This is a genomic window from Streptomyces sp. NPDC041129 (assembly GCF_055592265.1).
The window spans coordinates 237,017-264,011 of the sequence record NZ_JBVIYV010000003.1; the positions used below are offsets into that span (position 1 = coordinate 237,017).

The window sequence follows — 26,995 nt, forward strand, 5'->3', positions numbered from 1 at the left end:
AGCGATGACCGACACCCCGACCGGGGGCCCGCGCGAACCGGGCATCCAGTGGTACGACGGCGAGGCCGGACCCCTGGTCCGCCCCTACGCCATGACCGGCGGACGCACCCAGCCGGGCCCCTCCGGAGTGAGCTTCGACCTGATCGCCCTCGTCACCCTCGACCCAGCCGCACCGGCGATGGACGACGACACCGTGCTCGGCCCCGAACACCGGTCGCTGATCGGTCTGTGCCGTCCCGAGACGCAGTCCGTCGCCGAACTCGCGGCCGGTGCCGACCTGCCGGTGGGCGTGGTCAGAGTGCTCCTCGGCGACCTGCTCGAACTGGGCCGGGTCACCGTCCGCCGTCCGGTGCCCCCTGCCCACCTGCCGGACGAACGCGTTCTGCGCGAAGTCATCGAAGGGCTGCGGGCGCTGTAGATGAACCCTGTGGAACCCAACTCACGCCGAGAGAAGTGATCATGGTCTCCGAGCACTCCGACGCAGCAGCCGACACGTCCGCCCTGGCGCTGAAGATCCTGGTCGCCGGCGGCTTCGGGGTCGGCAAGACGACCCTCGTCGGCGCCGTCAGCGAGATCCGTCCGCTGCGCACCGAGGAACTGCTCAGTGAAGTTGGTCAGTCGGTGGACGACACCGACGGCGTGGACCACAAGGTCACCACGACCGTGGCCATGGACTTCGGCCGCATCACCATACGTTCGGGCCTTTCCCTGTACCTGTTCGGGACGCCGGGGCAGGACCGCTTCTGGTTCCTGTGGGACGAACTCTCCCAGGGAGCGCTCGGCGCCGTGGTCCTCGCCGACACCCGGCGCCTGGAGGACTGCTTCCCGGCGGTCGACTACTTCGAGCACCGGCGCATCCCCTTCGTGGTGGCCGTGAACTGCTTCCCCGGCGCACGCGGCTACGGCGCCCACGACGTCTCCCGGGCCCTCGACCTGGACCAGGGAACACCGGTCGTCCTGTGCGACGCGCGCGAGCGGGACTCCGGCAAGGAAGTACTGATCCGGCTCGTCGAGTACGCCGGGCGGATGCACACCGCCCGGCTCCTCGACTCCGTGAGCTGAGCGCGTCCGCTCAGGCGGCCAGGTCCTTGACCGCCACCACCTTGTCGACGGTGACCCTGACCAGCAACTCGCCCGGGACGCCGTTGCGGGCACCGTACTCCTCGGCGCGCTCCTCACCCATGTACCGGGCGGCGATGCGGGTGGCCCACAGCCGCATGTCGTCCAGATCCTCCGACAGCCGGGCCCGGCCGCTCAGCACCACGAAGTGAAAGGGCGGCCGGTCGTCGTCCACGCACAGGGCGATCCGTCCGTCACGGGCGAGATTGCGCCCTTTCACGGTTTCCTTGCCTGTGTTGAACACCAGCTCGTCCCCGTCCAGCAGAAACCAGATCGGGGCCACATGCGGGCTCCCATCGGCGCTGACAGTGGACAACTTGCCGGTTCGGGTGCCGTTCGAGACGAACGCCCGCCATTCCTCATCGGTCATCTTCTGTGCCATACGCCCATCCTGCTTGCCCGGACGCCGGTCGTGGGGAAGGCTGGCGGGCAGATCCTCCGGCCAGGAGGAGACGTCACACGGGGAGACGGAACATGGCCCAGAACCAGGGACTCGGCTGGCTCCTGGACGATCTGACCCAGCGAGTGGACCACGTGCGGCATGCGCTGGTCCTGTCCAACGACGGGCTGGTCACCGGAGCGAGTACCGGTCTGCGTCGGGAGGACGCCGAGCATCTGGCCGCCGTCGCCTCCGGGCTGCACAGCCTGGCGAAGGGTTCCGGGCGTCATTTCGGCGCGGGCACGGTCCGCCAGACGATGATCGAGTACGACGACGCCGTGCTGTTCGTGACCGCGGCCGGTACCGGCAGCTGCCTGTGTGTGCTCAGCGGCGCTGAGGTCGACATCGGTCAGATCGCCTACGAGATGACCCTGCTCGTCAACCGCGTCGGCGAACACCTCGGCGTGGACGCCCGGCAGCCCGACCGCCCCGTGACGGACCTCTGACCTGCGTGTTCTCCTGAACCCCGGAGTTATCCACAGGCTCACCTCGCCTCGCGCGCTTCTGGCTACGGTGTGTGCACGGGCAACGCACAGGGCGTGAGCCACCCACTCCACGGGGGAGTACCACCATGCCGGACAGCACCCTTGTCCCCGCCGTCCCCGCCACCTGCTCGCCGAGCCGATCCGCTCGCGAACTGGGTCTCAAGCGGGCGGAGTTCGACCTCGCCGTCCATCTCGGCCGGATCCGGACGGTGCCTGACGAAGGCGGAGGCCGCAGGGTGGAGCAGGCCGAGCTCGACCGGCTCCGCGCCCGGTACGGCTTTCCCAGCACGCTCCGTGAGCATGTACGGGTGGTGGGTACGGCGGAGGGCGCCGCGCTCATGAAAATTCCCGCGGGCAGGTTCACCCGGCTCGCCCGTCTGGGCCTGCTGGTGCCGGTCCGCTTCTATCTCAACCGCTATCGGGCCGTGGTCTGGCTGTATCTGGCCGAGGAACTGGAGCAGTTCGCGACCGGCGCGGGGAACGAGCGCCTGCTCAAGGGGCGTACGCCCGAGACCCTCAGAGGGCAGCTGGCGACCGGGGCCGATCTACGGGCCCGCAACTGGCGGGGCCGGCACTTCGGGTTCCTGCTGCGGCAGGCCGGGGATCCCTGGGCTCGGGCGGCGGCGGTGGCCGCGTTCCTGGCGCCGGCAGAGGTCGCGGACGTCGTCCAGGACCCTCACGAGCGGACTCTGCTGGAGCGACTACGGCCCGCTCCGCCCGCCCATGGAGCACCGGGCTCCTCCTTCGCCCATCTCGCCGAGCACCTCATGACCGCACAGGACCCCGACGAGGTCGGCTGGCTGCGCAGCGACCTGGGGCGGGCGATGGAGGAAGCGCGCACCCAGTCACCCGCCCCACGCCCGCCGGTTGGGCCTCCGGAGGCGATGGAGCACCCTCCTGCGGGGTACGGCGGGACCGGGCGCCGTGCGCCGGCCAGGCCCGGCGGGGGCGCGGACGGCAGGACCGCCCGGGGCCACCGGGCGGTGGCACACACCGTGGGCACGGCACCGCCGGCTCCGACGGCACCGCGCCAGGCCCAGGAGACCCGGTCAGAGGTGCACCGGCCCACCCGAGGCCTTCGGACATGGCTGCTCCGCGCGAACTCCCGGCCCGCGGAGGCCGCACCGCGCTACAGGGCCCGGAACAGACCTTCCTGCACGACGGAGACCAGCAGCCGGCCCCGCACGTCGTAGATGCGCCCGCGGGCCAGCCCACGCCCGGCGGTGGCGACCGGGGACTCCTGGTCGTACAGGAACCACTCGTCCGCGCGGAACGGCCGGTGGAACCACATGGCGTGGTCCAGCGAGGCCATGTCGAAGTTCCGAGGACCCCACAGCGGCTCCACCGGAATGCGGACCGCGTCCAGCAGAGTCATGTCACTGGCGTAGGTCAGTGCGCAGGTGTGCACCAGCGGGTCGTCCCCGAGCGGACCGACCGCGCGCATCCACACGGCACTGCGCGGCTCGGCCCCCTGGATCTCCTCGGTGTTCCAGCGCAGCCGGTCCACGTAGCGGATGTCGAACGGCTGGCGGCGCGCCATGCGCTCCAACTGCTCGGGCAGCGCGCCCAGATGCTTGCGGATCTCCTCGGACACCGTCGGCAGGGACTCCGGGTCCGGCACCTCGCGGGCGGGCGGCAGCTGGTGCTCGAAGGATCCTTCCTCAGGCTTGTGAAAGGAGGCGGTGAGATTGAAGATCGTGCGGCCCTGCTGCACGGCCGTGACCCGCCGGGTGGTGAACGACCGGCCGTCGCGCACCCGTTCCACCTGGTACACGATGGGCACACCCGGCCGGCCCGGGCGCAGGAAGTACGCGTGCAGCGAGTGCACCGGGCGCTCCCCGGTCGTGGTGCGCCCGGCTGCGACCAGCGCCTGGCCGGCCACCTGGCCGCCGAAGACCCGCTGCAGGGACTCCTGCGGGCTTCGGCCGCGGAAGATGTTGACCTCGACCTGTTCCAGGTCGAGCAGGTCGACCAGCCTCTCGGCGGGACTCGTCGTCATCGGTGAAGTTCTCCTGTGCTCACAGCTGGCCGACATCGGTGACGCGGACGACCGCACGGCCCTCGGCGTCGGAGGCGGTGAGGTCGATCTCCGCGCTGATGCCCCAGTCGTGGTCGCCGTTGGGATCGTCGAAGATCTGCCGGACCCGCCACAGGCCGTTCTCCGGCTCCTCCTTGATCACCAGCAGCTTGGGGCCGCGGGCGTCCGGACCGGTGCCGAGATCCTCGTACTCGTCCCAGTACTTGTCCATCGCCTCGCCCCACGCCTCGGCGTCCCAGCCGGACTCGGCGTCCAGCTCGCCGAGGTCCCCGACCTGGTCGAGAGCGGCGAGCTCCACCCGCCGGAACATGGCGTTGCGGACCAGGACCCGGAAGGCGCGCGCGTTGGCGGTGACCGGCTTGACCTCGTCGGCCTTCTCCTGGGCCTCCTCGGCGGTCATCTCCTCGGGGTTGGCCAGCTGCTCCCATTCGTCCAGCAGGCTGGAGTCCACCTGGCGCACCATCTCGCCGAGCCACTCGATCAAGTCCTGCAGGTCCTCGGACTTCAGGTCGTCCGGGATCGTGTGGTCCAGGGTCTTGTAGGCACTGGCGAGGTAGCGCAGCACGATGCCCTCGGTGCGGGCCAGCTCGTAGAAGGACACCAGCTCCGTGAAGGACAGCGCGCGTTCGTACATGTCGCGGATCACGGACTTCGGCGACAGCGGATGGTCGCCGACCCACGGGTGGCTCTTGCGGTAGGTGTTGTACGCGTGGAAGAGCAGCTCCTCCAGCGGCTTCGGGTAGGTGACGTCCTGGAGGCGCTCCATGCGCTCCTCGTACTCGACACCGTCGGCCTTCATCGCGGCGACCGCCTCACCGCGGGCCTTGTTCTGCTGGGCGACGAGGATCTGCCGGGGGTCGTCCAGCGTGGACTCGACGACGGACACCATGTCGAGGGCGTAGGAGGGCGACTCGGGGTCGAGCAGCTCGAACGCGGCGAGCGCGAACGTCGACAGCGGCTGGTTCAGGGCGAAGTCCTGCTGCAGGTCGACCGTGAGCCGGACGATGCGGCCCTCGGCGTCCGGCTTGTCGAGCTTCTCCACGATCCCGCCGTCAAGCAGCGAACGGTAGATCGCGATGGCCCGCCGGATGTGCCTGAGCTGCTGCCGGCGAGGCTCGTGGTTGTCCTCGAGGAGATGGCGCATCGCCTCGAAGGCGTTGCCGGGCCGAGCGATCACCGAGAGCAGCATCGTGTGCGTCACCCGGAAACGCGAGGTCAGCGGCTCGGGCTCGGAGATGATCAGCTTCTCGAAGGTGTTGTCCGTCCAACCGACGAAGCCCTCCGGTGCCTTCTTGCGCACCACCTTGCGGCGCTTCTTGGGATCGTCGCCCGCCTTGGCGAGGGCCTTCTCGTTCTCGATGACATGCTCGGGCGCCTGTGCCACGACGAGTCCGGCGGTGTCGAAACCGGCCCGGCCGGCGCGGCCCGCGATCTGGTGGAACTCACGGGCGCGCAGCGTACGCACCCGGGTGCCGTCGTACTTGGTGAGGGCCGTGAACAGGACGGTGCGGATGGGCACGTTGACACCCACGCCGAGCGTGTCCGTACCGCAGATGACCTTCAGCAGGCCGGCCTGCGCGAGCTTCTCCACCAGGCGCCGGTACTTGGGCAGCATGCCGGCGTGGTGGACGCCGATGCCGTGCCGGACGTAGCGGGAGAGGTTGCGGCCGAACTTGGTGGTGAAGCGGAAGTTGCCGATCAGCTCGGCGATCCGGTCCTTCTCCTCGCGCGTGCACATGTTGATGCTCATCAGCGCCTGCGCCCGCTCCACGGCCTGCGCCTGGGTGAAGTGCACGATGTACACCGGCGCCTGCTTGCTCGCCAGCAGATCGGTGAGCGTCTCGGTGAGCGGGGTGAGCTCGTACTCGTAGGAGAGGGGCACCGGGCGGGTGGCCGAGCGGACCACCGAGGTCGGGCGGCCGGTGCGGCGGGTGAGGTCCTTCTCGAAGAAGGACACGTCACCCAAAGTGGCGGACATCAGGATGAACTGCGCCTGCGGGAGCTCCAGCAGCGGAATCTGCCACGCCCAGCCGCGGTCGCCCTCCGCGTAGAAGTGGAACTCGTCCATGACCACCTGGCCGACATCGGCGTTCCTGCCGTCGCGCAGCGCGATGGAGGCCAGCACCTCGGCGGTGCAGCAGATCACCGGCGCGTCGGCGTTCACGGAGGCGTCACCGGTCAGCATGCCGACGTTCTCGGTGCCGAACATCTTGCACAGCTCGAAGAACTTCTCGGACACCAGCGCCTTGATCGGGGCGGTGTAGAAGGTGACCTCGTCCCTGGCCAGCGCGGCGAAGTGGGCGCCCGCCGCGATCATGCTCTTGCCGGAGCCGGTGGGTGTCGAGACGATCACGTTCGCCCCGGACACCACCTCGATCAGCGCCTCCTCCTGGTGGGGGTACAGGGTGAGGCCGCGCTCCTGCGCCCACGACTCGAAGGCTTCGTACAGGGCGTCGGGGTCGGCGGTCGGCGGGAGCTGATCGATGAGGGTCACGCCCCCATCTTGCCTGGCCTCGCGCCCGAGGGGGGAATCGGCTGCGGCTACGAAGATCACTGCGGCTACGCTGTGTCGCCGACGGCGCGTCAGCGCCCCAGGTCAACTGGACAGCGGCACACGAGGAATGGGGCGGGGAGCGGCCATGATGGGACCAGCACACTCACTGTCGGGGGCCGCGGCCTGGCTCGGCGTCGGAGCGGCCGCCGCCGCCGCCGGACACCCGATGCCCTGGCCCGTCCTTCTCGTCGGAGCGCTGATCTGCGCCGGTGCCGCGCTCGCCCCGGACCTCGACCACAAGGCGGCCACCATCTCGCGGGCCTTCGGGCCGATCTCCCGATGGATCTGCGAGATCGTGGACAAGCTCTCCTCCGCCGTCTACAAGGCGACCAGGAAGAAGGGCGACGCCCGCCGCTCGGGCGGCCACCGCACGCTCACGCACACCTGGCTTTGGGCGGTCCTGATCGGTGCGGGCAGCTCCGGCGCGGCGATCGCCGGCGGCCGCTGGGCGGTGCTGGCGATCCTCTTCGTGCACATGGTGCTGGCGATCGAGGGCCTGCTGTGGCGCGCGGCCCGCGGATCCAGCAGCGACGTCCTGGTCTGGCTGCTCGCGGCGACCAGCGCGTGGATCCTCGCGGGAATACTGGACAAGCCGGGCAACGGCGCCGACTGGCTGTTCACCGCGCCCGGGCAGGAGTACCTGTGGCTGGGTCTGCCGATCGTGCTGGGCGCCCTGGTCCACGACATCGGGGACGCGCTGACGGTGTCCGGCTGCCCGATCCTGTGGCCGATCCCGGTGGGCCGCAAGCGCTGGTATCCGCTGGGGCCGCCGAAGGCGCTGCGCTTCCGGGCCGGCAGCTGGGTCGAGCTGAGGGTCCTGATGCCCGCGTTCATGCTGCTGGGCGGAGCGGGCTGCGCGGCGGCGCTCAATGTGATCTGACGCGCCGCGGCCCCTCAGGCCTCTCCGCCGGCCTCGCCCGCGCCGTAGCGGCGTTCGAACCGGGCGACGCGGCCCTCGGTGTCCACCGTGCGGGCCTTGCCCGTGTAGAAGGGGTGGCTCTCGGAGGAGATCTCCACGTCGATCACCGGGTAGGTCTCACCGTCGTCCCATTCGATGGTCTGCTCGCTGTTCGCGGTGGACCGGGTGAGGAAGGCGTAGCCGGCGGCGCGGTCCCGGAAGACCACGGAGTGGTAGTCGGGGTGCTTGTCCTGCTGCATGGCGGCTCCTCGCGCGGGGCGGTCGGGCAGGGTGCGTCCGGGTCAGCCGGAGAGGGTGTCCTCGTCGACGATGTGCATCGCGGCCTCCTCGGCGGAGGCGGCGGCGCCGTCGATGCCGACATCGGTGGCGACGAGCGCGCTCTCCTCGTCCTCGTGCGCCCCCTCGTCCGGGGCGACCAGGCGGCCGGAGCGGGAGGCGCCGACCTCGTTGTCGAGGAGTTCCCCGTCGGTGCCGTCGCAGTCACCGATGCCGTCGCCGTCGGGGGCGGTGGATTCGGGCAGCTCCTCGGAGAGCCGCTGGTCCAGGGTCTCCCCGGTCAGGCGTTCGCCCGCCGTCACTCCGGTGTGCTCCACGGCCCACGGCCGCTCGGGAGGGGACCAGCCCCGGTCGAGAGGATCGTCGACACCGTCGAAGTCCAAGGTGTCCTCGGCGTCGAGGACACCCGAGTCCTCCCGGATCTCCGAGGGATCGGGCTGGTAGACGTCATCCCCCCATCCGTCGGCGCTGTCCACGGGTACCTCCATGTGGTGAGGACGGCCTTGTGCCCCCAGGAGGGGCAGTGCGCCGTCGGCACGCCCGGCACCGATTGCGTACGCCGGGACCCGACGGGTTCCCGGCCGTCCCCCGAGCCGGTGCCGCTATCCAGCCTTCCACCCCTGTTCGCTCCCGCGCAACGGCACGGGTGGTGGCCTGGGCTCGCGTACCCCGGCCGGGCCGTACGGAACCGCCGTCCGCCCCGCCTTCGTACGCCCGCCGGGACGCGACCGCACCCCCGGCCACCACCCGGCCCGCTTGTCCGGCCCCGCCCGCGCCTCGGCTGCGCCCGCGATGCCGGCCCCGCCCGCGACCTCGGCTGCGCCCGCGATGCCGGCCGCCCCCGTGACCCCGGCCGCGTCCGTGAGCCGGGACGGTGCCAGGCCGGACTGCCCGGCCCAGCCGCGTGGCCCTGCGCGGCTGGACACGCGAGCCCGCGCGGCTGGACACGCGAGCCCGTCGCCGCAGGCTCGCCCGGGCCACCGATGGGCCGGGCGCCCGGCCTCAGCGCTGCACGCTCACCCGTGCCACGACCGCCACAGCGCCGCGTACGCCCCGTCCGCGGCGACCAGCTCCGCATGGCTGCCCAGCTCGCTGATCCGGCCGTTCTCCACGACGGCGATCACATCGGCGTCGTGGGCGGTGTGCAGCCGGTGGGCGATCGCGACCACCGTGCGGCCGTCCAGCACCCGGGCCAGCGAGCGTTCCAGGTGCCGGGCGGCACGCGGGTCGAGCAGCGAGGTCGCCTCGTCCAGGACCAGCGTGTGCGGGTCGGCCAGCACCAGCCGGGCCAGCGCGATCTGCTGGGCCTGCGCCGGGGTCAGGGCCAGCCCGCCGGAGCCGACCTCGGCGTCCAGCCCGTCGTCCAGCGCCCGGGCCCAGCCGTCCGCGTCGACCGCGCCCAGTGCCGCCCAGAGCTCGGCGTCGGCGGCGCCGGTGCGGGCGAGCAGCAGGTTGTCGCGCAGGGAACCGACGAAGACGTGATGCTCCTGGTTGACCAGGGCTACGTGCGAGCGGACGCGTTCCGCCGGCATCCGGGACAGTTCCGCACCGCCCAGGGTGACGCGGCCGTCCCGGGGGGCGTAGATCCCGGCGAGCAGCCTGCCCAGCGTGGACTTGCCCGCGCCGGAGGGGCCGACCAGGGCCAGCCGGGTGCCCGGGGCGACCTCCAGGGACACCTGGCGCAGCACGTCGACGCCCTCGCGGTAGCCGAAGTGCACCCGGTCGGCGTGCACGTCCCGGCCACCGGGGGCAAGCGAGGCGTCCCCGGCGTCCGGCTCGATGTCCCGGACGCCGACCAGCCGGGCCAACGACACCTGGGCCACCTGCACCTCGTCGTACCAGCGCAGGATCAGGTTCACCGGATCGACGAGCATCTGCGCGACGAGGGCGCCCGTCGTCAGCTGACCGACCCCGATCCAGCCCCGCAGCACGAAGAAGCCGCCCACCATCAGCACCGAGCCGAGCACGGTGACGTGCACGGCGTTGATGACGGGGAAGAGCACGGACCGCAGCCAGAGGGTGTAGCGCTCCCAGGCGGTCCACTCCTTGATCCGCCGCTCCGACAGGGCGATGCGCCGGTCGCCCAGACGGTGCGCCTCGACCGTGCGGCCCGCGTCCACGGTCTCGGCGAGCGCGGCGGCGACGGCGGCGTACCCGGCCGCCTCCGAGCGGTAGCCGGAGGGCGCCCGTCTGAAGTACCAGCGGCACCCCGCCACCAGCACCGGTACCGCGAGCAGCACGGCGGCCGCGAGCGGCGGGGCCGTCACCACCAGGCCGCCGAGCAGCAGCAGGGCCCACACCACGCCGATGGCCAGCTGCGGCACCGCCTCCCGCATGGCGTTGGCGAGGCGGTCGATGTCGGTGGTGATGCGGGACAGCAGGTCACCGGTGCCCGCCCGCTCCAGCACGCCCGGCGGCAGCCCGACCGAGCGGACGAGGAAGTCCTCGCGCAGGTCGGCCAGCATCCGCTCGCCGAGCATCGCGCCCCGCAGCCGCACCTGCCGAACGAACACGGCCTGCACGAGCAGCGCGAGCACGAACAGCCCGGCATTCAGGCCCAGATGCAGCTCCGCCGCTCCGTCCGACAACCGCTCGACGAGACCGCCGAGAAGGTACGGGCCCACCATGGAGGCGACCACGGCCACGGTGTTGACGGCGATGAGGAGGAGGAAGGCCCGGCGGTGCCGGCGGAACAGTTCGTTCACGTAGGCGCGTACGGTCGCGGCCGCGCCCACGGGCAGGGTGGTGGCGGTCGCCGGGGCCGCCGGGTCGTACGCCGGTGGCGCAACGCCGATCATGCGCTCTCCTCGATCTCTTCCAGCGTGCCGAAGGCGCCCAGGAGCGCGCCCTGTCCGGGTACGTCCGCATCCGCCGCGGCCCGCTCGTCGTCGGTCTCCCGTGTCACCACGGCCCGGTACCGCGGCTCCGTGTCGACCAGTTCACGGTGCACGCCGACCGCCACGACCTCGCCGTCGTGGACCAGGACGACCCGGTCCGCGTGGTCGAGCAGCAGCGGAGAGGACGTGAACACCACCGTCGTCCGTCCCGAGCGCAGCCGCCGCAGGCCCTGCGCGATCCACGCCTCGGTGTGCGAGTCGACGGCGGAGGTCGGCTCGTCCAGGACCAGCACCTCGGGGTCGGTGATGAGCGACCGGGCCAGCGCGAGCCGCTGGCGCTGGCCGCCCGAGAGTGAGCGGCCCCGCTCGGTGATGCGGGAGTCCAGCGGGTCGGCGGCGTCCAGCGACCCCTGTACCAGCGCGTCCAGCACGTCCTCGCAGCGGGCGGCCGCCAGCGCGTCCTCGGCCCGTACGGAACCGGACGCGGGGACGTCGAGCAAGTCGCGAAGCGTTCCGGACAGCAGCACCGGGTCCTTGTCCTGGACGAGGACGGCGGCGCGGGCGCTGTCGAGCGGCAGCTCGTCGAGGGGCACCCCGCCGAGCACCACCGGCGTTCCCGCCTCGGCGGGGTGGCCGCCCAGACGTTCCGCCAGCCGTCCGGCCGCGTCGGGGTCGCCGCACACCACCGCGGTGAGCAGGCCGGCGGGCGCGAGCAGGCCGGTGGCCGGGTCGTACAGATCGCCGCCCGGCACCTCCGCTGCGCGTGCTCCGCCGGCGTCCGTGGACCGCCGCAGCGACAGCACGCGCGCGGCCCGACTGGCCGAGGGGCGCGAGAAGGAGTACGCCATCGCGATCTCCTCGAAGTGCCGCAAGGGGTAGTTGAGCACCATCACCGCGCTGTAGACGGTGACGAGTTCGCCGACCGTGATCCGGCCCTGCCGGGCCAGATGGGTGCCGTGCCAGACCACAGCGATCAGCAGCAGCCCCGGGAGCAGCACCTGGATCGCGGAGATCAGCGACCACATCCGGGCGCTGCGCACGGCCGCGTGCCGTACCTCCTGGGAGGCGCGGCGGTAACGGTCGAGGAAGAGCTCCTCGCCGCCGATACCGCGCAGCACCCGCAGGCCGGCCACCGTGTCCGAGGCCAGCTCGGTGGCCCGGCCGGCCTTCTCGCGCTGCACATCGGCGCGCCGGGTGGCCCGGGGGAGCAGGGGCAGCACGGCGAGCCCGACGACCGGCAGTCCCACGGCGACGACCACGCCGAGAGCGGGCTGGTAGACGACCAGGACGACGCAGACCACGGCGACGGTGAGCGCTGCGGCGGTGAACCGGGAGACGGCCTCGACGAACCAGCCGATCTTCTCCACGTCGCCGGTGGACACGGCCACCACCTCGCCGGCCGCGACCCGCCGGGTCAGCGCGGAGCCCAGCCGGGCCGCCTTGCGGGCCAGCAACTGCTGGACGCGGGCAGCGGCGGTGATCCAGTTGGTGACGGCGGACCGGTGCAGGAAGGTGTCGCCGACCGCGATGGCCGTGCCGCACAACGCCATCAGGCCCCCCGTCAGGGCCAGTCGGCCGCCGGAGCGGTCCACGACGGCCTGGACGGCGAGACCGACGCAGAAGGGCAGCGCGGAGACGGCCACGAAGTGCAGCAGGCCCCAGGCCAAGGCCTTGAGCTGGCCGCCCAGCTGGTTGCGCCAGAGCCACCACATGAGGTGAGGACCCGAACGCGCGTCCGGTACGCCCGGATCGGGATACGGAAGGTCTTGGATTCGCATGACGTTCCAGTGGCTCGTGTCAGGGAGGGTGGGGGAGCGGCAGCAAGCCGTGAAAGGGTCGCGTCGCGGACCGGGGATTTTCAACCGGTTTTCCCCGGGCGGCTCGCGCGATTCGCCGGGTTCCGGCCAGGTGCGGGCCGTGGCGGGCGGTGGCCGTGACCCGGCAGGGTGAATGTCCGGAAGATCGCACAATGAACCGGTGGTGGTGCCAGCATGGGCCGTGTGCGGAGCGACAGTGCGCGGTGTACCGCGTTGGTGGTGACGGCCGCCGGGATCCTGCTCGCTGCCCTGGCGGCGTGCGGCGCCCCGGGCGGCGGCACCGGCGTTCGGGAACCGGACGGCCGGGCCGGGCAGCCCGGCGCGGACGGGCGCGACCCGCGTCGCCTACCGGGTATCGGTCCCGAACTCCGGCGGCGCGTCCCGGCCGGTTCCGGACAGGTGGTGGCCGTCTACGGCGACGGCAGGAACTCGGCGGACTCCACGGTCGTGCTCTACACCAGACACGGCGAGACGTGGCGGCGCGTCCGCGGTTGGCCGGCGCACAACGGCAGGAAAGGGTGGACCACGGACCACCGCTCCGGCGACCGGCGCAGCCCCGTCGGTGTGTACACCCTCACCGACGCGGGCGGCGTACTCGGCGATCCGGGCACCCGACTGCCCTACACGCAGGACCGGTCCATCGCCGCCCCACGCTGGTGGGCCAGGCCGTACTGGCACGACTTCGACTACGTCATCGCCATCGACTACAACCGGGTCCGGGGCACCCCGCCGAACGACCCGAGGCGGCCCGAGGGTGAGGGCAAGGGCGGCAGCATCTGGCTGCACATGGACCACGGCAGCGGCACGTCGGGCTGCGTGAGCATGCCCCGGCCGGCCATGGAGTTCCTGTTGCGCGAGCTGGATCCGGACCGGCATCCCGTGGTGGTGATGGGGGACAGGGCGGATCTGACGGGCCGGTGAGGATGGCGCCACGCCTCATTGCGGGCGGGCCCGAGGCCCCGTAGAACCGGGCCCATGAGAAGACGGATAGTCATGTCCATGCTCGCCGGAGCGACCCTCCTCGCGAGCACGCTCTTCGGCACCGGCGCGGCGGCCACCGAGCGCGCGACGCAAGCCGCCGACGCCCCGGCCGAGTTCGGTACCGACTGGCACGATCCGGTGACCGCCACCCCGCCCGTCACCCGGCCGCACACGAAGTCCTGCCAGGTCACTCTGGCCGAGACCCAGTTCCGCGACTTCACCCCGTACCGGGGCGCGTACACACCGCCGCGGGGCTGCGGCGACCGCTGGAGCAAGGTCGTCCTGCGTCTCGACGGCAAGGTGAAGGGCCGTCAGTTCGACCGCCTCGGCTACCTGCACGTCGGCGGTGCCGAGATCCTGCGCACCTCTACACCGGAGCCGTCGCCCGACGGCATCGAATGGCACGTGGAGAAGGACGTCACCCGGTACAGCGACGTCTTCCGTGGCCCGCGGGACGTCGAGATGCTCATCGGGAACGTCGTGGACGACACCTACACCGGCGTCATCGACGTCAAGGTGACGCTCACCTTCTACCGGGGCCGCCCCGACGAGCCGGCGCCCGACCGCGTCCTCACCCTCGCCGGCGCACCCGACGCCACCACCCTCACCACGCCACGCAACAGCGAGCGCATCGTGGCCGAGGTGTACGCCACCGGATCCGGAGGCGGCTGCGAGGAGTTCTGGTACCTGACCGTGGCCGATCCGGCCGCGTACTCCTGCAAGGCCGACCACGGCCCGTACCGCGAGGTGCAGATCGAGGTCGACGGACGACTCGCCGGGATCGCCGCGCCGTTCCCCCACGTGTGGACCGGCGGCTGGTCCAACCCGTTCCTCTGGTACGTCCTCCCGGCGCCGCGCGCCTTCGACGTGCGGCCCGTGGAGTACGACCTCACGCCGTTCGCCGGGCTCCTCAACGACGGCCGCCCGCATCGTGTCGAGGTCTCCGTGGTGGGCGTTCCCGCCGGTCGGTCCGGGTGGAGTGGCCCCGTGAACGTGCTCGTGTGGCAGGACGTGCACCGCGACCACGTCACCGGAGCGCTCACCCGTTCCGAGTCGGGCGACGCGGCCAACTCCTCGGTCCTGACGCCAGGTGCGGAGAACCGGGTCGACACCGAGGCCGGACACCGGCTCACCGTCTCCGGATACCTGAACACCTCGCACGGCCGCGTGACCACCACGGTCACCCGCACCCTCGCCAACACCTCCGTGCACCGCTGGACCGAGGGCGAGAACACGGACGGACTCGACGCGTCCTGGACGGACGACGAGACCGTCGCGGTGGAGGGGGCCGGCCCGGCGCGGACGACGCACACCCGTCGGACGTACACGATGGACGGCGCCACCACCCTCGGTGCGGACGACCGGCTGCGCACCGTCCTCACCCTGGGCGACCGGGCCACGGTCGTGCGGCGCGAGGGCGGCCGGCGCACCGCGTGGTCGCGGCTCGACGACACCTACAGCGGCGACGCCGCGTACACGGTCGACGTCCCGCGTGACCAGCGGCACGCGGTCGGCACGTCCGGCGAGCGCTACCGCGTGTACGGCTCGGCGGGGTGCTACGACCGTTCGCTGAGCACGGCGCAGGGCACGCTGACTCAGGACCGCCGCCGCTGCTGAGGCCGCCGGCCGTCCTCGCTCCCGCCGCACGAGGCGGAGCGGGGGCGGCCGCGTGCGTTCAGCAGGGTTTGGCGGTCTCGGAGTCGATCAGTGTGTCCAGGAGCACGCCGAGCACCGCGCGCTCCTTCTCCGTCAGCGGGGCGAGTATCTCCTCGGCGGCCGACCGCCGCGCACCGCGCACTTCGCGCAGGGTCTCCCGGCCCTCGTCAGTCAGCTCGATCCGGGTCACCCGCCGGTTCGTCGGATCCGGCACCCGGCGGACCTTGCCGCTCGTCTCGAGACCGTCGACCAGTGTCGTCACCGCGCGTGGCACCACCTCGAGGCGCTCGGCGAGGTCCGCCATGCGCGGGGGCGAGCCGTAGTGCGCGAGGGTGCGGAGCAGCCGGGACTGGGCCGGGGTGACGCCCAGCTCCCGTCGCTCCAGATGGCGTTTCTGGATGCGGTGCACCCGGCGGGTGAGCCGCAGCAACTGCTCGGCGAGCAGGGCGTCGGGATCGGGGGAGGTCATGCGGGAACAATATCAGGATGCCGTTCATTGTGAGTATAGGTAACAATGAGCTACGATCCGTCAGTCGTCGGCGGCCGGTCCCGGCCGCCGCCCGCCTCCTCCGTAGGAGCCCATGCACCCCGAACGAGAACCCTCCTGGACCCCGCCTGCCGACGCCGGTGAGCAGCCCCGGCAGGTGCGCCGCATCCTGAAGCTCTTCCGTCCCTACCGCGGGCGCCTCGCGATCGTCGGCCTGCTGGTCGGCGCCTCGTCGCTGGTCTCGGTCGCCACGCCGTTCCTCCTCAAGGAGATCCTCGACGTGGCGCTCCCCGAGCGCCGCACCGGCCTGCTGAGCCTGCTCGCGTTCGGCATGATCCTGAGCGCGGTCCTCTCCAGCGTCTTCGGCGTCCTGCAGACCCTGATCTCGACCACCGTCGGCCAGCGCGTCATGCACGACCTGCGCACGGCCGTCTACGGCCGCCTGCAGCGCATGTCGCTCGCCTTCTTCACCCGCACCCGCACCGGCGAGGTGCAGTCCCGCATCGCCAACGACATCGGCGGCATGCAGGCCACCGTCACCTCCACCGCCACCTCCCTGGTCTCCAACGCCACCAGCGTCGTCGCCACGATCGTCGCGATGGTGGCCCTCGACTGGCGGCTCACCGTCGTCTCGCTGCTCCTGCTGCCGGTGTTCGTGTGGATCAGCCGCCGCGTCGGCAACGAACGCAAGAAGATCACCACCCAGCGCCAGAAACAGATGGCCGCGATGGCCGCCACGGTCACCGAGTCGCTCTCCGTCAGCGGGATCCTGCTCGGCCGCACCATGGGGCGCTCCGACTCGCTCACCGCGTCCTTCGCCGCGGAGTCCGAGCAACTGGTGGACCTCGAAGTGAGATCCAACATGGCGGGCCGCTGGCGGATGGCCGTGATCACGATCGTCATGGCGGCCATGCCCGCCGTCATCTACTGGACCGCGGGACTCGCCCTCCAGTTCGGCGGCCCGCAGGTCTCGCTCGGCACCATCGTCGCCTTCGTCTCGCTCCAGCAGGGCCTGTTCCGCCCGGCGGTGAGCCTGCTCGCCACCGGCGTCCAGGTGCAGACCTCCCTCGCGCTGTTCCAGCGCATCTTCGAGTACCTGGACCTGCCCGTCGACATCACCGAGCGCGAGCAGCCGGTCCACCTCGACGAGGTCAAGGGCGAAGTGCGCTTCGAGGGCGTCGAGTTCCGCTACGACGGCAAGGGTGCCCCGGTCCTCGACGGCCTCGACATCACCGTGCCCGCCGGCGGCAGCCTCGCCGTCGTCGGTCCCACCGGCGCCGGCAAGTCCACCCTCGGCTGCCTGGTGCCCCGGCTCTACGACGTCACCGGCGGCCGCGTCACCCTCGACGGCGTGGACGTACGCGACCTCGACTTCGACACCCTCGCGCGCGCCGTCGGCGTCGTCTCGCAGGAGACCTACCTCTTCCACGCCTCGGTCGCCGACAACCTCCGCTTCGCCAAGCCGGACGCCTCCGACGAGGAGCTGCACGCGGCGGCGCGGGCCGCCCAGATCCACGACCACATCTCCGCGCTGCCCGACGGCTACGAGACGGTCGTCGGCGAACGCGGCCACCGCTTCTCCGGCGGCGAGAAGCAGCGTCTGGCGATAGCCCGCACCATCCTGCGCGATCCGCCGGTGCTCATCCTGGACGAGGCGACCAGCGCCCTGGACACCCGCACGGAAGCCGCCGTACAGAAGGCCATCGACGCCCTGTCGGCCGACCGGACGACCCTCACCATCGCCCACCGTCTGTCCACCGTCCGTGGTGCCGACCAGATCGTCGTCCTGGACTCCGGCCGGGTCGCCGAGCGCGGCACGCACGACGAACTGCTGGATCTGGACGGACGGTACGCGGCCCTCGTGCGCCGGGACGCCCGGCTGGCGCCGGCGGGCTGACATGCGGCGGCCCTCGCCGACAAACTGACGATATGTCGGGATTGTGACCATACGCGTATTACCGTGCCCGCATGCAGATGAACACTCCACCACGGAGCACGATGCGACTGACGCGCCGGGGCAAGCTCGTCCTCGTCGTGACCGGCGCCGTCCTGGCCGGCACCGCCGTGGCGGTGCCGCTGCTGAGCCTGGCGAGCGGTCGTACGGAGCAGGCCAGGCCCCGCACGCTGGTCATCCCGGAGGGCCGGCGCGCGAACCAGGTGTACGAGGCCGTCGACAAGGCCCTCGAACTGCCCCCGGGCAGCACCCGCAAGTCACTCGGCAAGGCCGGCCTCAAGCTGCCCAAGGAAGCGGCGGGCAACCCGGAGGGCTATCTCTTCCCGGCGGCCTATCCCCTCGCGAAGGGCGCCACCCCCGAGTCGCTGCTGCGGCTCATGGTCGACACGGCCGGCAAGAAGTTCGATACGACACCGGTCGCCGCCGGGGCGCAGCGCAACACGCTGAACGTCTACCAGACGGTCATCGTCGCCAGCATCGTCCAGGCCGAGTCGCCCACCAAGGCCGACATGGGGAAGGTGGCGCGGGTCATCCTCAACCGGCTGCAGCGGGGCATGCCGCTGCAAGTGGGCTCCACGCTCAACTACGCACTGAACCGCACCGGCGGCAACGCCGGCGACCACGCCGACTCGGACAGCCCGTACAACTCCTACCAGCGCATGGGACTGCCGCCCACCCCCATCGGCAACCCCGGCCCGGAGGCGATCCGCGCCGTGACCAACCCGCCGTCCGGCAATTGGCTGTACTACGTGACGGTCAAGCCCGGGGACACACGCTTCACCGCCGACTACGCCGAACACGTGCGCAACGTCACCGAGTTCAGCGCCCGCCACCAGAGCCCCGCACAGTCACAGCAGCCCAGCGGCAGCCCCCGGCAGCCCGCCGTCACACCGGCGCCGCGCTGAACCGTCGGCCCGTCACGCGGCGACCGGCCGGACCGTCTCCCCGGCCAGCAACCGCCTGATGTCCCGGACGGCCGCGCGTCCGGCCCGGTTCGCGCCGACGGTACTGGCGGAGGGGCCGTAGCCGACGAGATGGACGCGTGGATCGGCGACCGCCCGTGTCCCCTCGACCCGGATCCCGCCGCCCGGCTCCCGCAGCCGCAGCGGTGCGAGGTGATCCAGGGCCGCCCGGAAACCGGTGGCCCAGAGGATGACGTCGGCCTCCACCCGCCGTCCGTCGTCCCACTCCACCCCGTCCGGGGTGATCCGGTCGAACATCGGCCGGCGGTCCAGGACGCCGTCGGCGAGGCCCCGCCGGACGGCGTCGTTCAGGGGCAGGCCGGTGACGGAGACGACACTCCTCGGCACCAGGCCCTGCCGTACCCGCTCATCCACCAGCGCCACGGCCGCCCGGCCCGCCTCCTGGTCGAACGGGCCCTCGCGGAAGACCGGGGGCCGCCGGGTGACCCAGGTGGTGGCGGCCGCGTACGGGGCGAGCTCCAGCAGGTGCTGGGTACCGGAGGCACCGCCGCCCACCACCACGACCCGACGGCCGGTGAACTCCTCCGGCCCGGCGTACCGCGCGGTGTGCAACTGCCGTCCCCGGAAGGTCTCCTGGCCCGGATAACGCGGCCAGAACGGCCGGTCCCAGGTACCGGTCGCGTTGATCAGCGCCCGTGTGGCCCAGCCGCCGTCCGAGGTCTCCACGGTCAGCCGCCCGCCCTGTCCCCCGCTCCCCGGCCGTACGGCCGTCACATCCACAGGACGGCGTACGCGCAGGTCGAAGGCCCGCTCGTAGCGGTCGAAATAGGCGCCGACGACCTCCGCCGACGGCCGCGCTGGATCGGCGTTCGACAGCTCCATACCCGGTAGGGAGTGCATCCCGTGCACCTTGCCGTACGTCAGCGACGGCCAGCGGAACTGCCATGCGCCGCCCGGCCCGGGGGAGTGGTCCAGGACCACGAAGTCGCGGTCCGGCCCGAATCCGTTGCGCCGCAGGTGATAGGCGCTGGACAGGCCCGCCTGACCAGCGCCTATGACGACCACGTCGACCTCGCGCGTCTCGCTCACGACCCTGCCAACAGCGGGGCGGTCACGGATCTTCCCGCCCGCCCGGCGCCCGCCCGAGCACGGCCTGCGACGCCTCCACCCGGCGTGTGAAACCCGGCACATGGGTCAGGATGGAGGGCATGTCAGATGCCTTCACCACGCGAATGCTGAACGTCACCACCGGCTCCCGGGAGCGGGTCGTCGATCTCACCGGCGAATGCGAGGACTTCCTGCGGGAGGCCGCGGCCGGGCGCGACGGCCTGCTCAACATCTTCGTACCGCACGCCACGGCCGGCGTCGCGATCATCGAGACGGGCGCCGGCAGCGACGACGACCTCCTCGCCGCCCTGCACTCCCTGCTGCCCGCCGACGACCGCTGGCAGCACCGGCACGGCAGCCCGGGCCACGGCCGCGACCACGTTCTCCCCGCACTGGTGCCGCCGTACGCGACCCTGCCGGTCATCGGCGGGCACCTGGAGCTGGGTACCTGGCAGTCGGTCTGCTTGGTCGACACCAACAAGGACAACCGAGACCGTCAGGTTCGGCTGAGCTTCCTGGGCTGACGTCGGACCCGGAACGCCGTGCGCCTCCCGCGACGCCGACGTGCGGGGTGTGACCCACGGGTGAAAACTGAAGACCGGACGCGCGGACGAGACGGCGCGTCCGCGCATGGGATCCACGCTCCACACAGAGGTCCTCAGCCATGGGCGCTATCGACGAATCGGCTGTCGGCGGTCTGCGCGAGGCACTGCGGGGGCCGGTGATCGCCCCGCGTGACCCCGGCTACGACGAGGCCCGCAGCATCTACAACGCCATGATCGACCGGCGGCCCGCAGCCTTCGCGCAGTGCGTGGACGTGGCGGACGTGCAGGCGACGATCTCCTTCGCCCGGGACACCGGCGCCGAGCTGGCGGTCCGCGGCGGCGGTCACAGCGGGCCGGGTCTGTGCCTGGTCGACGACGGGCTCGTGCTCGACCTGTCGCCGATGCGCTGGGTCAGGGTGGACCCCGAGTCGAAGACGGTCCAGGTGGGCGGCGGCAGCCAGCTCGGGGATCTCGACCACGCGACCCACGCCTTCGGGCTCGCCGTCCCGGCAGGCATCATGTCGACGACCGGCGTCGGCGGCCTCACGCTCGGCGGCGGCCACGGCTACCTCACCCGCAGGTACGGCCTGACGATCGACAGCCTGCTGTCGGCCGACGTCGTCCTCGCCGACGGCAGCTGTGTCACCGCCTCGGCGGAGCGCCATCCGGACCTGTTCTGGGCGTTGCGGGGCGGCGGCGGCAACTTCGGCGTGGTCACCTCGTTCACCTTCCGGCTGCACCCGGCCGCCACGGTCGGGGTCGCGGTGACGGTCTGGCCGGTGGACCGCATCCAGGAGGTGCTGCGCTGGTACCGGGAGTTCCTGCCCGCCGCACCGGAGGAGCTCAGCGGGTTCTTCGCCGTGCTGGTCGTGCCGCCCGGCCCGCCGTTCCCCGAGCCGATCCACGGGCAGAAGGTGTGCGGCGTCATCTGGTGCTACACGGGCGGCCTCGCCGACGACCACCTGGCCGAGGTGCTCACGGTGGTGAACGACCCGGCACCGCCGGCCTTCCACTTCACCACGCCCATGCCCTACCCCGGGCTGCAGACCATGTTCGACACGCTGATCCCCAAGGGACTGCAGTGGTACTGGCGCGGTGACTTCTTCGACGCCATCTCCGACGGAGCCGTGGACGTGCACCACAAGTACGCCGAGAACATCCCCACCGCCCTGTCGACCATGCACCTTTACCCGGTGGACGGGGCGGCCCAGCGCGTCGGCCCCGACGACACGGCCTGGGCCTACCGGGACGCCGTCTGGTCCGGAGTGATCGGCGGCATCGACCCCGACCCCGCCAACGCCGAGCTGGTGCGGCAGTGGTGCGTCGACTACTGGACCGACCTTCACCCGCACTCCATGGGCGGCACCTACGTCAACTTCATCGGCGAACAGGAGAACCCGGACCGGATCCGCGCCACCTACCGGGGGCACTACGACCGCCTCGCCTCGGTCAAGCGCGCCTACGACCCCGACAACCTGTTCCACGCCAACCAGAACATCCCGCCGGCCGCGGACTGACTCCGGCCCGCCCTCGGACCAACGCCTCCGGGAGAACCTCGTGACCGCTTCGCCACCCGCCACCGACGCACCGCCCAACCGGTACGACGACCTGCGGGCCCTGGTGATCAACTGCACCCTCAAACGCTCGCCGCAGACGAGCAACACCCAGGGACTGATCGCTCGGTGCACCGCCGTCATGGACGCGCAGGGCGTGCGCGTCGACGTCGTACGGGCCGTGGACCACGACATCGCCACCGGTGTGTGGCCCGACATGACCGAGCACGGCTGGGCGACGGACGCCTGGCCGGACCTCTACCAGCAGGTCCTGGCGGCCGACATCCTCGTACTGGCGGGCCCGATCTGGCTGGGGGACAACAGTTCCGTCATGAAACAGGTGATCGAGCGCCTCTACTCCTGCTCGAGCCTGCTCAACGACGCCGGTCAGTACGCCTATTACGGCCGCGTCGGCGGCTGCCTGATCACCGGAAACGAGGACGGCGTCAAGCACTGCGCGATGAACGTCCTCTACAGCCTCCAGCACCTGGGCTACACCATCCCGCCCCAGGCGGACGCCGGCTGGATCGGTGAGGCGGGCCCTGGCCCCTCGTACCTCGACCCCGGATCGGGCGGCCCGGAGAACGACTTCACCAACCGCAACACGACCTTCATGACCTGGAACCTGCTGCACCTGGCGCGGGCGCTGAAGGACCTCGGCGGCATTCCCGCCTACGGCAACCAGCGCACCGCCTGGGACGCGGGATGCCGCCACGACTTCGAGAACCCCGAGCACCGCTAGCGGCCCCCGGGCGCCGCGACCAGCCCGAGCCGCTGAGCGCGCAGGAGCGTGCCGATCCGGTCACGGGTGCCCAGCTTCCGGTAGATGTTCTCCACGTGCTTGTGCACCGTGCGGGCCGAGATGCCCAGGCGCCGGCCGATGGCGTCGGCGGTCAGGGCCTCGGCGAGCAGCAGCAGTACGGCCGTCTCGCGCGGCGTCAGCGTGCAGTCGGCCGCCCGCTCGTCGGAAGCCCCGGCCGGGGCCAGGGACCGGCGCCACTCCTCCAGGAGCCGCCGCTGCCGCTCCACGGCCTCCATCAGCGGCTGGGCGCGTTCGGCCATGGTGAGGTGGTCGTCGGTGAAGTCCGTGCCGGACCGGAAGACGAGGCAGCCGGTGATCGGGGCCGAACTGCCGGGCAGTGGCACACCCAGCACATGGTCGACGTCCAGCACCGCGCCGAGCAGCCGGGCCGTCGCACTGCCCCGCCAGCCCCGGCCGGCCGCGCGGTGCGCGGTGACCGGCGACCGCTCGGGCCGCTGCGCGTAGTGCCGGGCGAAGGGGTAGCCGGCGCGCAGCAGACCCAGCTCCGCATCCGGGAGCCGGCCCAGTTCGCGTGCGGCGGCACCGGGGGCCGCCCCGACCGTGCCGCTGCGCTCACTCCAGTCGTCCAGCTTGTGGACCGCCGCCTCGCCGCCGCACAGCTCGGTCAGCGCGTCGCTCAGCGAGGGCCACAGCCGTCCGGGCTCCCGTTCGTGCAGCGCCGCTACGGCCACCGCCACCAGACGTTCGTAGGCCTTCTCCAGCCCCTGTGCCACGTGCTTCGTCTCCGCGTGTAGCCCGTGCGCCGTCCTCCCCCGACCGGCGCCGCGTACGTACTTGTACGCATACCCTCGCCCTCCCCGGATGCCGCACACTTCAACCCGGCGCGTCCGGCCCGCTCGGACTCGGACGAACGCCGGAGCGGGCCGCCGGCGCGGGGGAACGGCGGCCCGCGCCCCCTTCACCCGTACCACCCCCCGCCCATACCTCGCCCTTCACCCGTACCTCGCCCTTCAGGCGCCCCAGGCCGCGGCGCACAGCGCCGGGTCCATCGGTGTGGCGGGCCGCCGCCGGCCAGACCCGGGCGAACCGGTCCGGATCCGCCGGAACAGTTGCCCGGCGCGCTGCCCGACGCCCGGCTCGACGGCGAACTCCCGCAGTTCCGCGAGGTCTTCGAGCAGGACGGGGTGCGGGGTGCGGACGAGCTCGGGGGTGACGCGCACCGGGTCGCCGTCGAGGTCCAGGTCCGCCAGGCCAAGACCGCGCTCGGGTCGGCGTCGCGCAGGAATCCGGCGACCCGGCCGTCGTCACCGGTGACGACGAGGTCGCGCAGGGCCGCCTGCCGGGCGGGGTCAGGCCAGATCCGGGCGACCACGGAGAGCGGCACCGGCAGCGAGCGCACCATCCACCGCTCCACGTCGGCCAGGCACTGCCGCTCGTGCCGCTCCAGCCACTCGGCGAGCTGCCTCAGACCCACGACCGCCGGTTCGTCGGCGAGCTTCGCGGGCGCGGACTTCGCCGCCGCCGGCGTCCGGCCGCGCTGCGGCACACCACCTTGCCGCCCTCCAGGGCGATCTCGTAATCGCCCGCGGCCACCCACCCCCTACAAGCCCCCCCGGCACGCGCAGTGATCAACTGAGCGGAAGTGTGGGGGAGGCCACTGACAACGCCCCCCGGGGCCGGGGGCGGGGGCGTCAGCCGTTTCAGGCGTCCGGCCCGTCCTTCTCCTTCTTGAGGCTCTTCAGCCGTGCGCCCTCCTTGCGGACGTCGGCCTGGGTGGCCCGCTCCTTCTCCAGCCACTCGGGCCGCTCCTGCTTGAGCGCCTCGATCTGCTCGGTGGTCAGCGCCTCGGTGACACCGGCGCGCGCGAGGCCCGAGATGGACACGCCGAGCTTCGCGGCGACCACCGGACGCGGGTGCGGGCCGTCCGCTCGCAGCGCGCGCAGCCACTCCGGCGGGTCGGCCTGCAGCTCGTTCAGCTCGGCGCGCGTGACCACACCCTCCTGGAAGTCGGCGGGGGTGGCGGGGAGGTACACACCCAGCTTCTTGGCCGCGGTCGCGGGCTTCATCGTCTGGGTGCTCTGCTGCGAACTCATGAGGTCAAGGGTATCGGCCGGGTGCGGGGCGGCCGACCACGGCCGGTAGCCTGGCCTGGTGACAGGCTCGGATGAATCACCGTCGTTCCGGCTCGCGTACGTCCCCGGAGTGACGCCGGCCAAATGGGCGCGGATCTGGCAGGAGCGCCGCCCCGGAAACCCGCTCACCCTGCTCCAGGTCCCCGCACCGGAGGCTCCCGGGCTGCTGCGCGCCGGAGAGGCGGACGCGGCCTTCGTACGGCTGCCCGTCGACCGTACGTTCTTCAGCGCGATCCCCCTCTACACGGAGACCACCGTAGTCGTCGTGCCCAAGGACCACCTGATCACGGCGGCCGACGAGGTGACGCTGGCCGACCTCGCCGAGGAGGTCGTGTTCCACCCCCTGGACGACGTCTTCGACTGGGCCGCCCCGCCCGGCGAGCCCGCCTTCGAGCGTCCCGCGACGACACCCGACGCCATCGAGCTGGTGGCGGCCGGCGTCGGTCTGCTGATCGTCCCGCAGTCCCTGGCCCGGCTGTACCACCGCAGGGACCTCACCTACCGTCCCGTCACCGACGCGCCCCAGTCGAGCGTCGCCCTGTCCTGGCCCGAGGAGGCCACCACCGACCTGGTGGAAGACTTCATCGGCATCGTCCGCGGCCGCACCGTCAACAGCTCGCGGGGCCGTACGACGGAGAAGGCCGAGGCGGAGCAGCGGCGCGGTCGGGCGCAGCAGGGCGGCGGCCGCCAGAAGCCGGCGGCCGGGAAGTCGACCGGCTCGAAGTCCGCGAGCCGTACCGCGCGGGGCCGCACCGGATCCGGGGGCGGCGGGAAGGCGGGCAAGCCCGCCAAGCGGGGCAAGCCGCGCCGCAGGTCGTAGTTCACCGTCGTGCCGTGACCCGGGCCCCGGGTCCCGGGGGAAACGGGCTCAGGACCCGGGCCGCACCGGTTCCTCCGCGCCGCCCTCCGCGGAGCCGTGCCGGACCCTCTCCCCGGGCCGTACCGGTTCGGGGTGTGTCCGGCGCTCCCGCAGGTCCGCCACCGCCAGCGCCAGCGCGATCATGATGAGTCCGACCGCGGTGAGCAGCCCGAGCTGAATGGCCGTGACGGAGTACCCGTGACTGGACTGGTGGGCGAAGTACACCGCGCCCACCACGGCGATCCCGGCCGCCGACCCGACCCGCTGGCCCGTCTGGAGGACGCCGCCTGCCGCTCCGGCCCGGTGCACGGGGACCCGGGTGAGGGTGAGGGTCGTGTTGGGGGAGACCGTCAGGCCGGAGCCGATCCCGCCGATCAGCAGCGGCAGCGCGGTCGCCCAGCCCACGTGCCGCCCGGGCACCATCTCCACCGCCGCGACCACCCCGAGCAGCCCCAGCGCCACCCCGCCCAGCCCGATGACGACCAGCTTGCGGCCGAACCGCACCACCAGCCGGCCCCCGGCGGCCGCGCCGACCGCGGAGGCCGCCGCGAACGGCAGCACCGTCAGGCCCGCGGCCAGCGCGCTGTAGCCGACCGTGTTCTGCAGGAACAGCGTGTACACGAAGAAGACCGTGGTGAAGCCCGCGAAGTAGGTGAGGCTGATCAGGGCGCCGAGCGTGAACGACCGCAGCGAGAACAGCTCCAGGTCGACCAGCGGGGCCCGCCCGTACCGCCCCTGCCGTCTCTCCCAGGCCCAGAACGCGGCCAGCAGCAGCGCCGCCACCGGCAGCAGCGCCCACTTCAGCCGCCCGGTCCACTGCTGCTCCTGCACCAGCGGCAGCATCAGCGCGAGCACAGCGGAGCCGAGGAGCAGCACCCCGAACAGGTCGAACGTCTCCCGCTTGTCGGCGGCCACCGGATAGCGGGGGAGCAGCCGCAACCCGGCGGTGAGGGCGGCCACCCCGATGGGCAGGTTGACGAAGAACACCCAGCGCCAGCCGTCGTCGGTGCCGACGGCGTCGATCAGCAGGCCGCCCGCCAGTGGCCCCACCGCCGTCGAGACCCCGATGACGCTGCCGAGCAGGCCGAAGGCCTTGGCCCGCTCCGAGCCCTGGAACATCTGCTGGATCAGCCCCGAGGTCTGGGGTGCGACCATGCCCGCCGCGGTGCCCTGGAGCAGCCGGAACACCACCAGCCAGGACGGCCCGGGCGCGAGCCCGCACGCCGCCGAGGCCACCGTGAACAGGGCCAGCCCGAACAGGAAGGCCTGGCGCCGGCCGCGCATGTCGCCCAGCCGGCCCGCCGGGACGAGCGCGAGTCCGAAGGTCAGGGCGTATCCGGAGACCACCCAGGACTGGGCGGCTTCGGAGGCGCCCAGCCCGTGCTCCATCGAGGGCAGTGCCACGTTCACGATCGAGGTGTCGAGCAGCGAGATGAACCCCGCCGTCAGACAGACCGCGAGCGCCTTCCACCGCCGGTCGTCGGGGGTGGGCCCTGCGTGGACTGTGGTCATGGGGTCACGCTAAGCAGCCGTTGGGCCGGGCGCACTCCG

The 26,995-nt window shown here is 72.2% G+C and carries 25 protein-coding genes and 1 pseudogene; 13 read left to right on the forward strand and 13 right to left on the reverse strand.

Features of this window, described 5'->3' with window-relative positions; genetic code table 11:
• Positions 1 to 4: 4 nt before the first annotated feature.
• Together ACZ6B1_RS13860 and ACZ6B1_RS13865 are read left to right on the forward strand one after the other, a co-directional pair.
• Complete coding sequence (locus ACZ6B1_RS13860) at positions 5 to 418, forward strand: DUF742 domain-containing protein (RefSeq protein WP_468777947.1); 414 nt, start codon at positions 5 to 7, stop codon at positions 416 to 418.
• Between the two features lie 41 nt (positions 419 to 459).
• Positions 460 to 1,062: a GTP-binding protein gene (locus ACZ6B1_RS13865; RefSeq protein WP_468777949.1), complete on the forward strand. Its 603-nt coding sequence runs from the start codon at positions 460 to 462 to the stop codon at positions 1,060 to 1,062.
• Positions 1,063 to 1,072: 10 nt separating this feature from the next.
• Here ACZ6B1_RS13865 and ACZ6B1_RS13870 read toward each other — a convergent pair whose 3' ends face one another.
• Entirely contained in the window at positions 1,073 to 1,501 is a 429-nt protein-coding gene (locus ACZ6B1_RS13870) for a PPOX class F420-dependent oxidoreductase (protein WP_468777951.1), read from the reverse strand.
• Between the two features lie 92 nt (positions 1,502 to 1,593).
• Between ACZ6B1_RS13870 and ACZ6B1_RS13875 the strand changes: the two genes are divergently transcribed.
• Positions 1,594 to 2,004 (forward strand): roadblock/LC7 domain-containing protein, encoded by a 411-nt coding sequence (locus tag ACZ6B1_RS13875; protein ID WP_351660357.1) that lies wholly within the window; start codon positions 1,594 to 1,596, stop codon positions 2,002 to 2,004.
• Between the two features lie 125 nt (positions 2,005 to 2,129).
• Entirely contained in the window at positions 2,130 to 3,236 is a 1,107-nt protein-coding gene (locus ACZ6B1_RS13880; protein ID WP_468777953.1) for a DUF6397 family protein, read from the forward strand.
• Here the strand turns inward: ACZ6B1_RS13880 and ACZ6B1_RS13885 are convergent.
• Together ACZ6B1_RS13885 and ACZ6B1_RS13890 are read right to left on the reverse strand one after the other, a co-directional pair.
• Positions 3,173 to 4,042 (reverse strand): acyl-CoA thioesterase, encoded by an 870-nt coding sequence (locus tag ACZ6B1_RS13885; RefSeq protein WP_468777954.1) that lies wholly within the window; start codon positions 4,040 to 4,042, stop codon positions 3,173 to 3,175. The genes ACZ6B1_RS13880 and ACZ6B1_RS13885 overlap by 64 nt on opposite strands.
• 19 nt (positions 4,043 to 4,061) lie before the next feature.
• Positions 4,062 to 6,575, reverse strand: coding sequence for a DEAD/DEAH box helicase (locus ACZ6B1_RS13890; protein ID WP_468777956.1), 2,514 nt, complete (start codon positions 6,573 to 6,575; stop codon positions 4,062 to 4,064).
• 145 nt (positions 6,576 to 6,720) lie between these two features.
• Between ACZ6B1_RS13890 and ACZ6B1_RS13895 the strand changes: the two genes are divergently transcribed.
• Positions 6,721 to 7,515, forward strand: a complete 795-nt coding sequence (locus tag ACZ6B1_RS13895) for a metal-dependent hydrolase (RefSeq protein WP_468777958.1) — start codon at positions 6,721 to 6,723, stop codon at positions 7,513 to 7,515.
• A gap of 14 nt (positions 7,516 to 7,529) precedes the next feature.
• Here the strand turns inward: ACZ6B1_RS13895 and ACZ6B1_RS13900 are convergent, their stop codons facing one another.
• The 4 genes from ACZ6B1_RS13900 to ACZ6B1_RS13915 form a co-directional block, all read right to left on the reverse strand.
• The gene (locus ACZ6B1_RS13900; protein ID WP_468777959.1) at positions 7,530 to 7,793 is read right to left on the reverse strand and encodes a type B 50S ribosomal protein L31; all 264 of its coding nucleotides are present in this window, start codon (positions 7,791 to 7,793) and stop codon (positions 7,530 to 7,532) included.
• Positions 7,794 to 7,835: 42 nt separating this feature from the next.
• Positions 7,836 to 8,306, reverse strand: a complete 471-nt coding sequence (locus ACZ6B1_RS13905; protein WP_468777961.1) for a DUF5709 domain-containing protein — start codon at positions 8,304 to 8,306, stop codon at positions 7,836 to 7,838.
• Positions 8,307 to 8,846: 540 nt separating this feature from the next.
• Entirely contained in the window at positions 8,847 to 10,628 is a 1,782-nt protein-coding gene (locus ACZ6B1_RS13910; protein WP_468777962.1) for an ABC transporter ATP-binding protein, read from the reverse strand.
• Positions 10,625 to 12,445: an ABC transporter transmembrane domain-containing protein gene (locus tag ACZ6B1_RS13915; protein WP_468777963.1), complete on the reverse strand. Its 1,821-nt coding sequence runs from the start codon at positions 12,443 to 12,445 to the stop codon at positions 10,625 to 10,627. The genes ACZ6B1_RS13910 and ACZ6B1_RS13915 overlap by 4 nt, the downstream gene beginning before the upstream one ends.
• 222 nt (positions 12,446 to 12,667) lie before the next feature.
• Between ACZ6B1_RS13915 and ACZ6B1_RS13920 the strand changes: the two genes are divergently transcribed.
• Positions 12,668 to 13,405, forward strand: coding sequence for a L,D-transpeptidase family protein (locus tag ACZ6B1_RS13920; protein ID WP_468777965.1), 738 nt, complete (start codon positions 12,668 to 12,670; stop codon positions 13,403 to 13,405).
• Between the two features lie 54 nt (positions 13,406 to 13,459).
• Entirely contained in the window at positions 13,460 to 15,082 is a 1,623-nt protein-coding gene (locus tag ACZ6B1_RS13925) for a peptide-N4-asparagine amidase (RefSeq protein ID WP_468777966.1), read from the forward strand.
• A 58-nt stretch (positions 15,083 to 15,140) separates the two neighbouring features.
• Here ACZ6B1_RS13925 and ACZ6B1_RS13930 read toward each other — a convergent pair whose 3' ends face one another.
• Positions 15,141 to 15,590 (reverse strand): MarR family winged helix-turn-helix transcriptional regulator, encoded by a 450-nt coding sequence (locus ACZ6B1_RS13930; protein WP_468777968.1) that lies wholly within the window; start codon positions 15,588 to 15,590, stop codon positions 15,141 to 15,143.
• Positions 15,591 to 15,702: 112 nt separating this feature from the next.
• Between ACZ6B1_RS13930 and ACZ6B1_RS13935 the strand changes: the two genes are divergently transcribed.
• Complete coding sequence (locus ACZ6B1_RS13935; RefSeq protein WP_468777970.1) at positions 15,703 to 17,505, forward strand: ABC transporter ATP-binding protein; 1,803 nt, start codon at positions 15,703 to 15,705, stop codon at positions 17,503 to 17,505.
• Positions 17,506 to 17,576: 71 nt separating this feature from the next.
• Complete coding sequence (gene mltG, locus ACZ6B1_RS13940; RefSeq protein WP_468777973.1) at positions 17,577 to 18,467, forward strand: endolytic transglycosylase MltG; 891 nt, start codon at positions 17,577 to 17,579, stop codon at positions 18,465 to 18,467.
• 12 nt (positions 18,468 to 18,479) lie between these two features.
• Here mltG and ACZ6B1_RS13945 read toward each other — a convergent pair whose 3' ends face one another.
• Positions 18,480 to 19,574: an NAD(P)-binding domain-containing protein gene (locus ACZ6B1_RS13945; RefSeq protein ID WP_468777974.1), complete on the reverse strand. Its 1,095-nt coding sequence runs from the start codon at positions 19,572 to 19,574 to the stop codon at positions 18,480 to 18,482.
• Between the two features lie 119 nt (positions 19,575 to 19,693).
• On the opposite strand from ACZ6B1_RS13945, the gene ACZ6B1_RS13950 reads away from it, so the two are divergent.
• The 3 genes from ACZ6B1_RS13950 (at position 19,694) to ACZ6B1_RS13960 (ending at position 22,432) form a co-directional block, all read left to right on the forward strand.
• Positions 19,694 to 20,116, forward strand: coding sequence for a secondary thiamine-phosphate synthase enzyme YjbQ (locus ACZ6B1_RS13950; protein ID WP_468777976.1), 423 nt, complete (start codon positions 19,694 to 19,696; stop codon positions 20,114 to 20,116).
• A 140-nt stretch (positions 20,117 to 20,256) separates the two neighbouring features.
• A complete protein-coding gene (locus ACZ6B1_RS13955; RefSeq protein WP_468777978.1) occupies positions 20,257 to 21,654 on the forward strand; it encodes an FAD-binding oxidoreductase in 1,398 nt (465 codons plus the stop codon).
• 40 nt (positions 21,655 to 21,694) lie between these two features.
• On the forward strand, positions 21,695 to 22,432 hold the full coding sequence (locus ACZ6B1_RS13960) for a flavodoxin family protein (protein WP_468777980.1): 738 nt from the start codon (positions 21,695 to 21,697) through the stop codon (positions 22,430 to 22,432).
• Here the strand turns inward: ACZ6B1_RS13960 and ACZ6B1_RS13965 are convergent.
• From ACZ6B1_RS13965 to ACZ6B1_RS13975, 3 genes and pseudogenes are all read right to left on the reverse strand, one after another.
• Positions 22,429 to 23,226 carry a helix-turn-helix transcriptional regulator gene (locus tag ACZ6B1_RS13965; RefSeq protein WP_468777982.1) on the reverse strand — a complete coding sequence of 266 codons (798 nt, stop codon included), beginning with the start codon at positions 23,224 to 23,226 and terminating at the stop codon, positions 22,429 to 22,431. The genes ACZ6B1_RS13960 and ACZ6B1_RS13965 overlap by 4 nt on opposite strands.
• Before the next feature lie 321 nt (positions 23,227 to 23,547).
• Positions 23,548 to 24,082 (reverse strand): annotated as a pseudogene (locus ACZ6B1_RS13970) (DUF4132 domain-containing protein); the annotation flags it as partial.
• 71 nt (positions 24,083 to 24,153) lie between these two features.
• On the reverse strand, positions 24,154 to 24,546 hold the full coding sequence (locus tag ACZ6B1_RS13975; RefSeq protein ID WP_468777984.1) for a DUF5997 family protein: 393 nt from the start codon (positions 24,544 to 24,546) through the stop codon (positions 24,154 to 24,156).
• Positions 24,547 to 24,604: 58 nt separating this feature from the next.
• On the opposite strand from ACZ6B1_RS13975, the gene ACZ6B1_RS13980 reads away from it, so the two are divergent.
• Positions 24,605 to 25,405 (forward strand): LysR family substrate-binding domain-containing protein, encoded by an 801-nt coding sequence (locus tag ACZ6B1_RS13980; protein WP_468777986.1) that lies wholly within the window; start codon positions 24,605 to 24,607, stop codon positions 25,403 to 25,405.
• 48 nt (positions 25,406 to 25,453) lie between these two features.
• On the opposite strand, the gene ACZ6B1_RS13985 is transcribed toward ACZ6B1_RS13980, so the two are convergent.
• Positions 25,454 to 26,956 carry an MFS transporter gene (locus tag ACZ6B1_RS13985; RefSeq protein WP_468777988.1) on the reverse strand — a complete coding sequence of 501 codons (1,503 nt, stop codon included), beginning with the start codon at positions 26,954 to 26,956 and terminating at the stop codon, positions 25,454 to 25,456.
• Positions 26,957 to 26,995: the final 39 nt, after the last annotated feature.

Excerpts from the sequence above, each read along its gene's own strand:
- ACZ6B1_RS13950 (WP_468777976.1), top strand. The coding sequence starts at position 19,694 with ATGTCAGATGCCTTCACCACGCGAATGCTGAACGTCACCACCGGCTCC.
- ACZ6B1_RS13860 (WP_468777947.1), top strand. The coding sequence starts at position 5 with ATGACCGACACCCCGACCGGGGGCCCGCGCGAACCGGGCATCCAGTGG.
- ACZ6B1_RS13975 (WP_468777984.1), bottom strand. The coding sequence starts at position 24,546 with ATGAGTTCGCAGCAGAGCACCCAGACGATGAAGCCCGCGACCGCGGCC.
- ACZ6B1_RS13865 (WP_468777949.1), top strand. The coding sequence starts at position 460 with ATGGTCTCCGAGCACTCCGACGCAGCAGCCGACACGTCCGCCCTGGCG.
- mltG (WP_468777973.1), top strand. The coding sequence starts at position 17,577 with ATGCAGATGAACACTCCACCACGGAGCACGATGCGACTGACGCGCCGG.
- ACZ6B1_RS13925 (WP_468777966.1), top strand. The coding sequence starts at position 13,460 with ATGAGAAGACGGATAGTCATGTCCATGCTCGCCGGAGCGACCCTCCTC.
- ACZ6B1_RS13870 (WP_468777951.1), bottom strand. The coding sequence starts at position 1,501 with ATGGCACAGAAGATGACCGATGAGGAATGGCGGGCGTTCGTCTCGAAC.
- ACZ6B1_RS13885 (WP_468777954.1), bottom strand. The coding sequence starts at position 4,042 with ATGACGACGAGTCCCGCCGAGAGGCTGGTCGACCTGCTCGACCTGGAA.
- ACZ6B1_RS13930 (WP_468777968.1), bottom strand. The coding sequence starts at position 15,590 with ATGACCTCCCCCGATCCCGACGCCCTGCTCGCCGAGCAGTTGCTGCGG.
- ACZ6B1_RS13895 (WP_468777958.1), top strand. The coding sequence starts at position 6,721 with ATGATGGGACCAGCACACTCACTGTCGGGGGCCGCGGCCTGGCTCGGC.
- ACZ6B1_RS13955 (WP_468777978.1), top strand. The coding sequence starts at position 20,257 with ATGGGCGCTATCGACGAATCGGCTGTCGGCGGTCTGCGCGAGGCACTG.
- ACZ6B1_RS13880 (WP_468777953.1), top strand. The coding sequence starts at position 2,130 with ATGCCGGACAGCACCCTTGTCCCCGCCGTCCCCGCCACCTGCTCGCCG.
- ACZ6B1_RS13985 (WP_468777988.1), bottom strand. The coding sequence starts at position 26,956 with ATGACCACAGTCCACGCAGGGCCCACCCCCGACGACCGGCGGTGGAAG.
- ACZ6B1_RS13935 (WP_468777970.1), top strand. The coding sequence starts at position 15,703 with ATGCACCCCGAACGAGAACCCTCCTGGACCCCGCCTGCCGACGCCGGT.
- ACZ6B1_RS13910 (WP_468777962.1), bottom strand. The coding sequence starts at position 10,628 with ATGATCGGCGTTGCGCCACCGGCGTACGACCCGGCGGCCCCGGCGACC.
- ACZ6B1_RS13915 (WP_468777963.1), bottom strand. The coding sequence starts at position 12,445 with ATGCGAATCCAAGACCTTCCGTATCCCGATCCGGGCGTACCGGACGCG.
- ACZ6B1_RS13875 (WP_351660357.1), top strand. The coding sequence starts at position 1,594 with ATGGCCCAGAACCAGGGACTCGGCTGGCTCCTGGACGATCTGACCCAG.
- ACZ6B1_RS13900 (WP_468777959.1), bottom strand. The coding sequence starts at position 7,793 with ATGCAGCAGGACAAGCACCCCGACTACCACTCCGTGGTCTTCCGGGAC.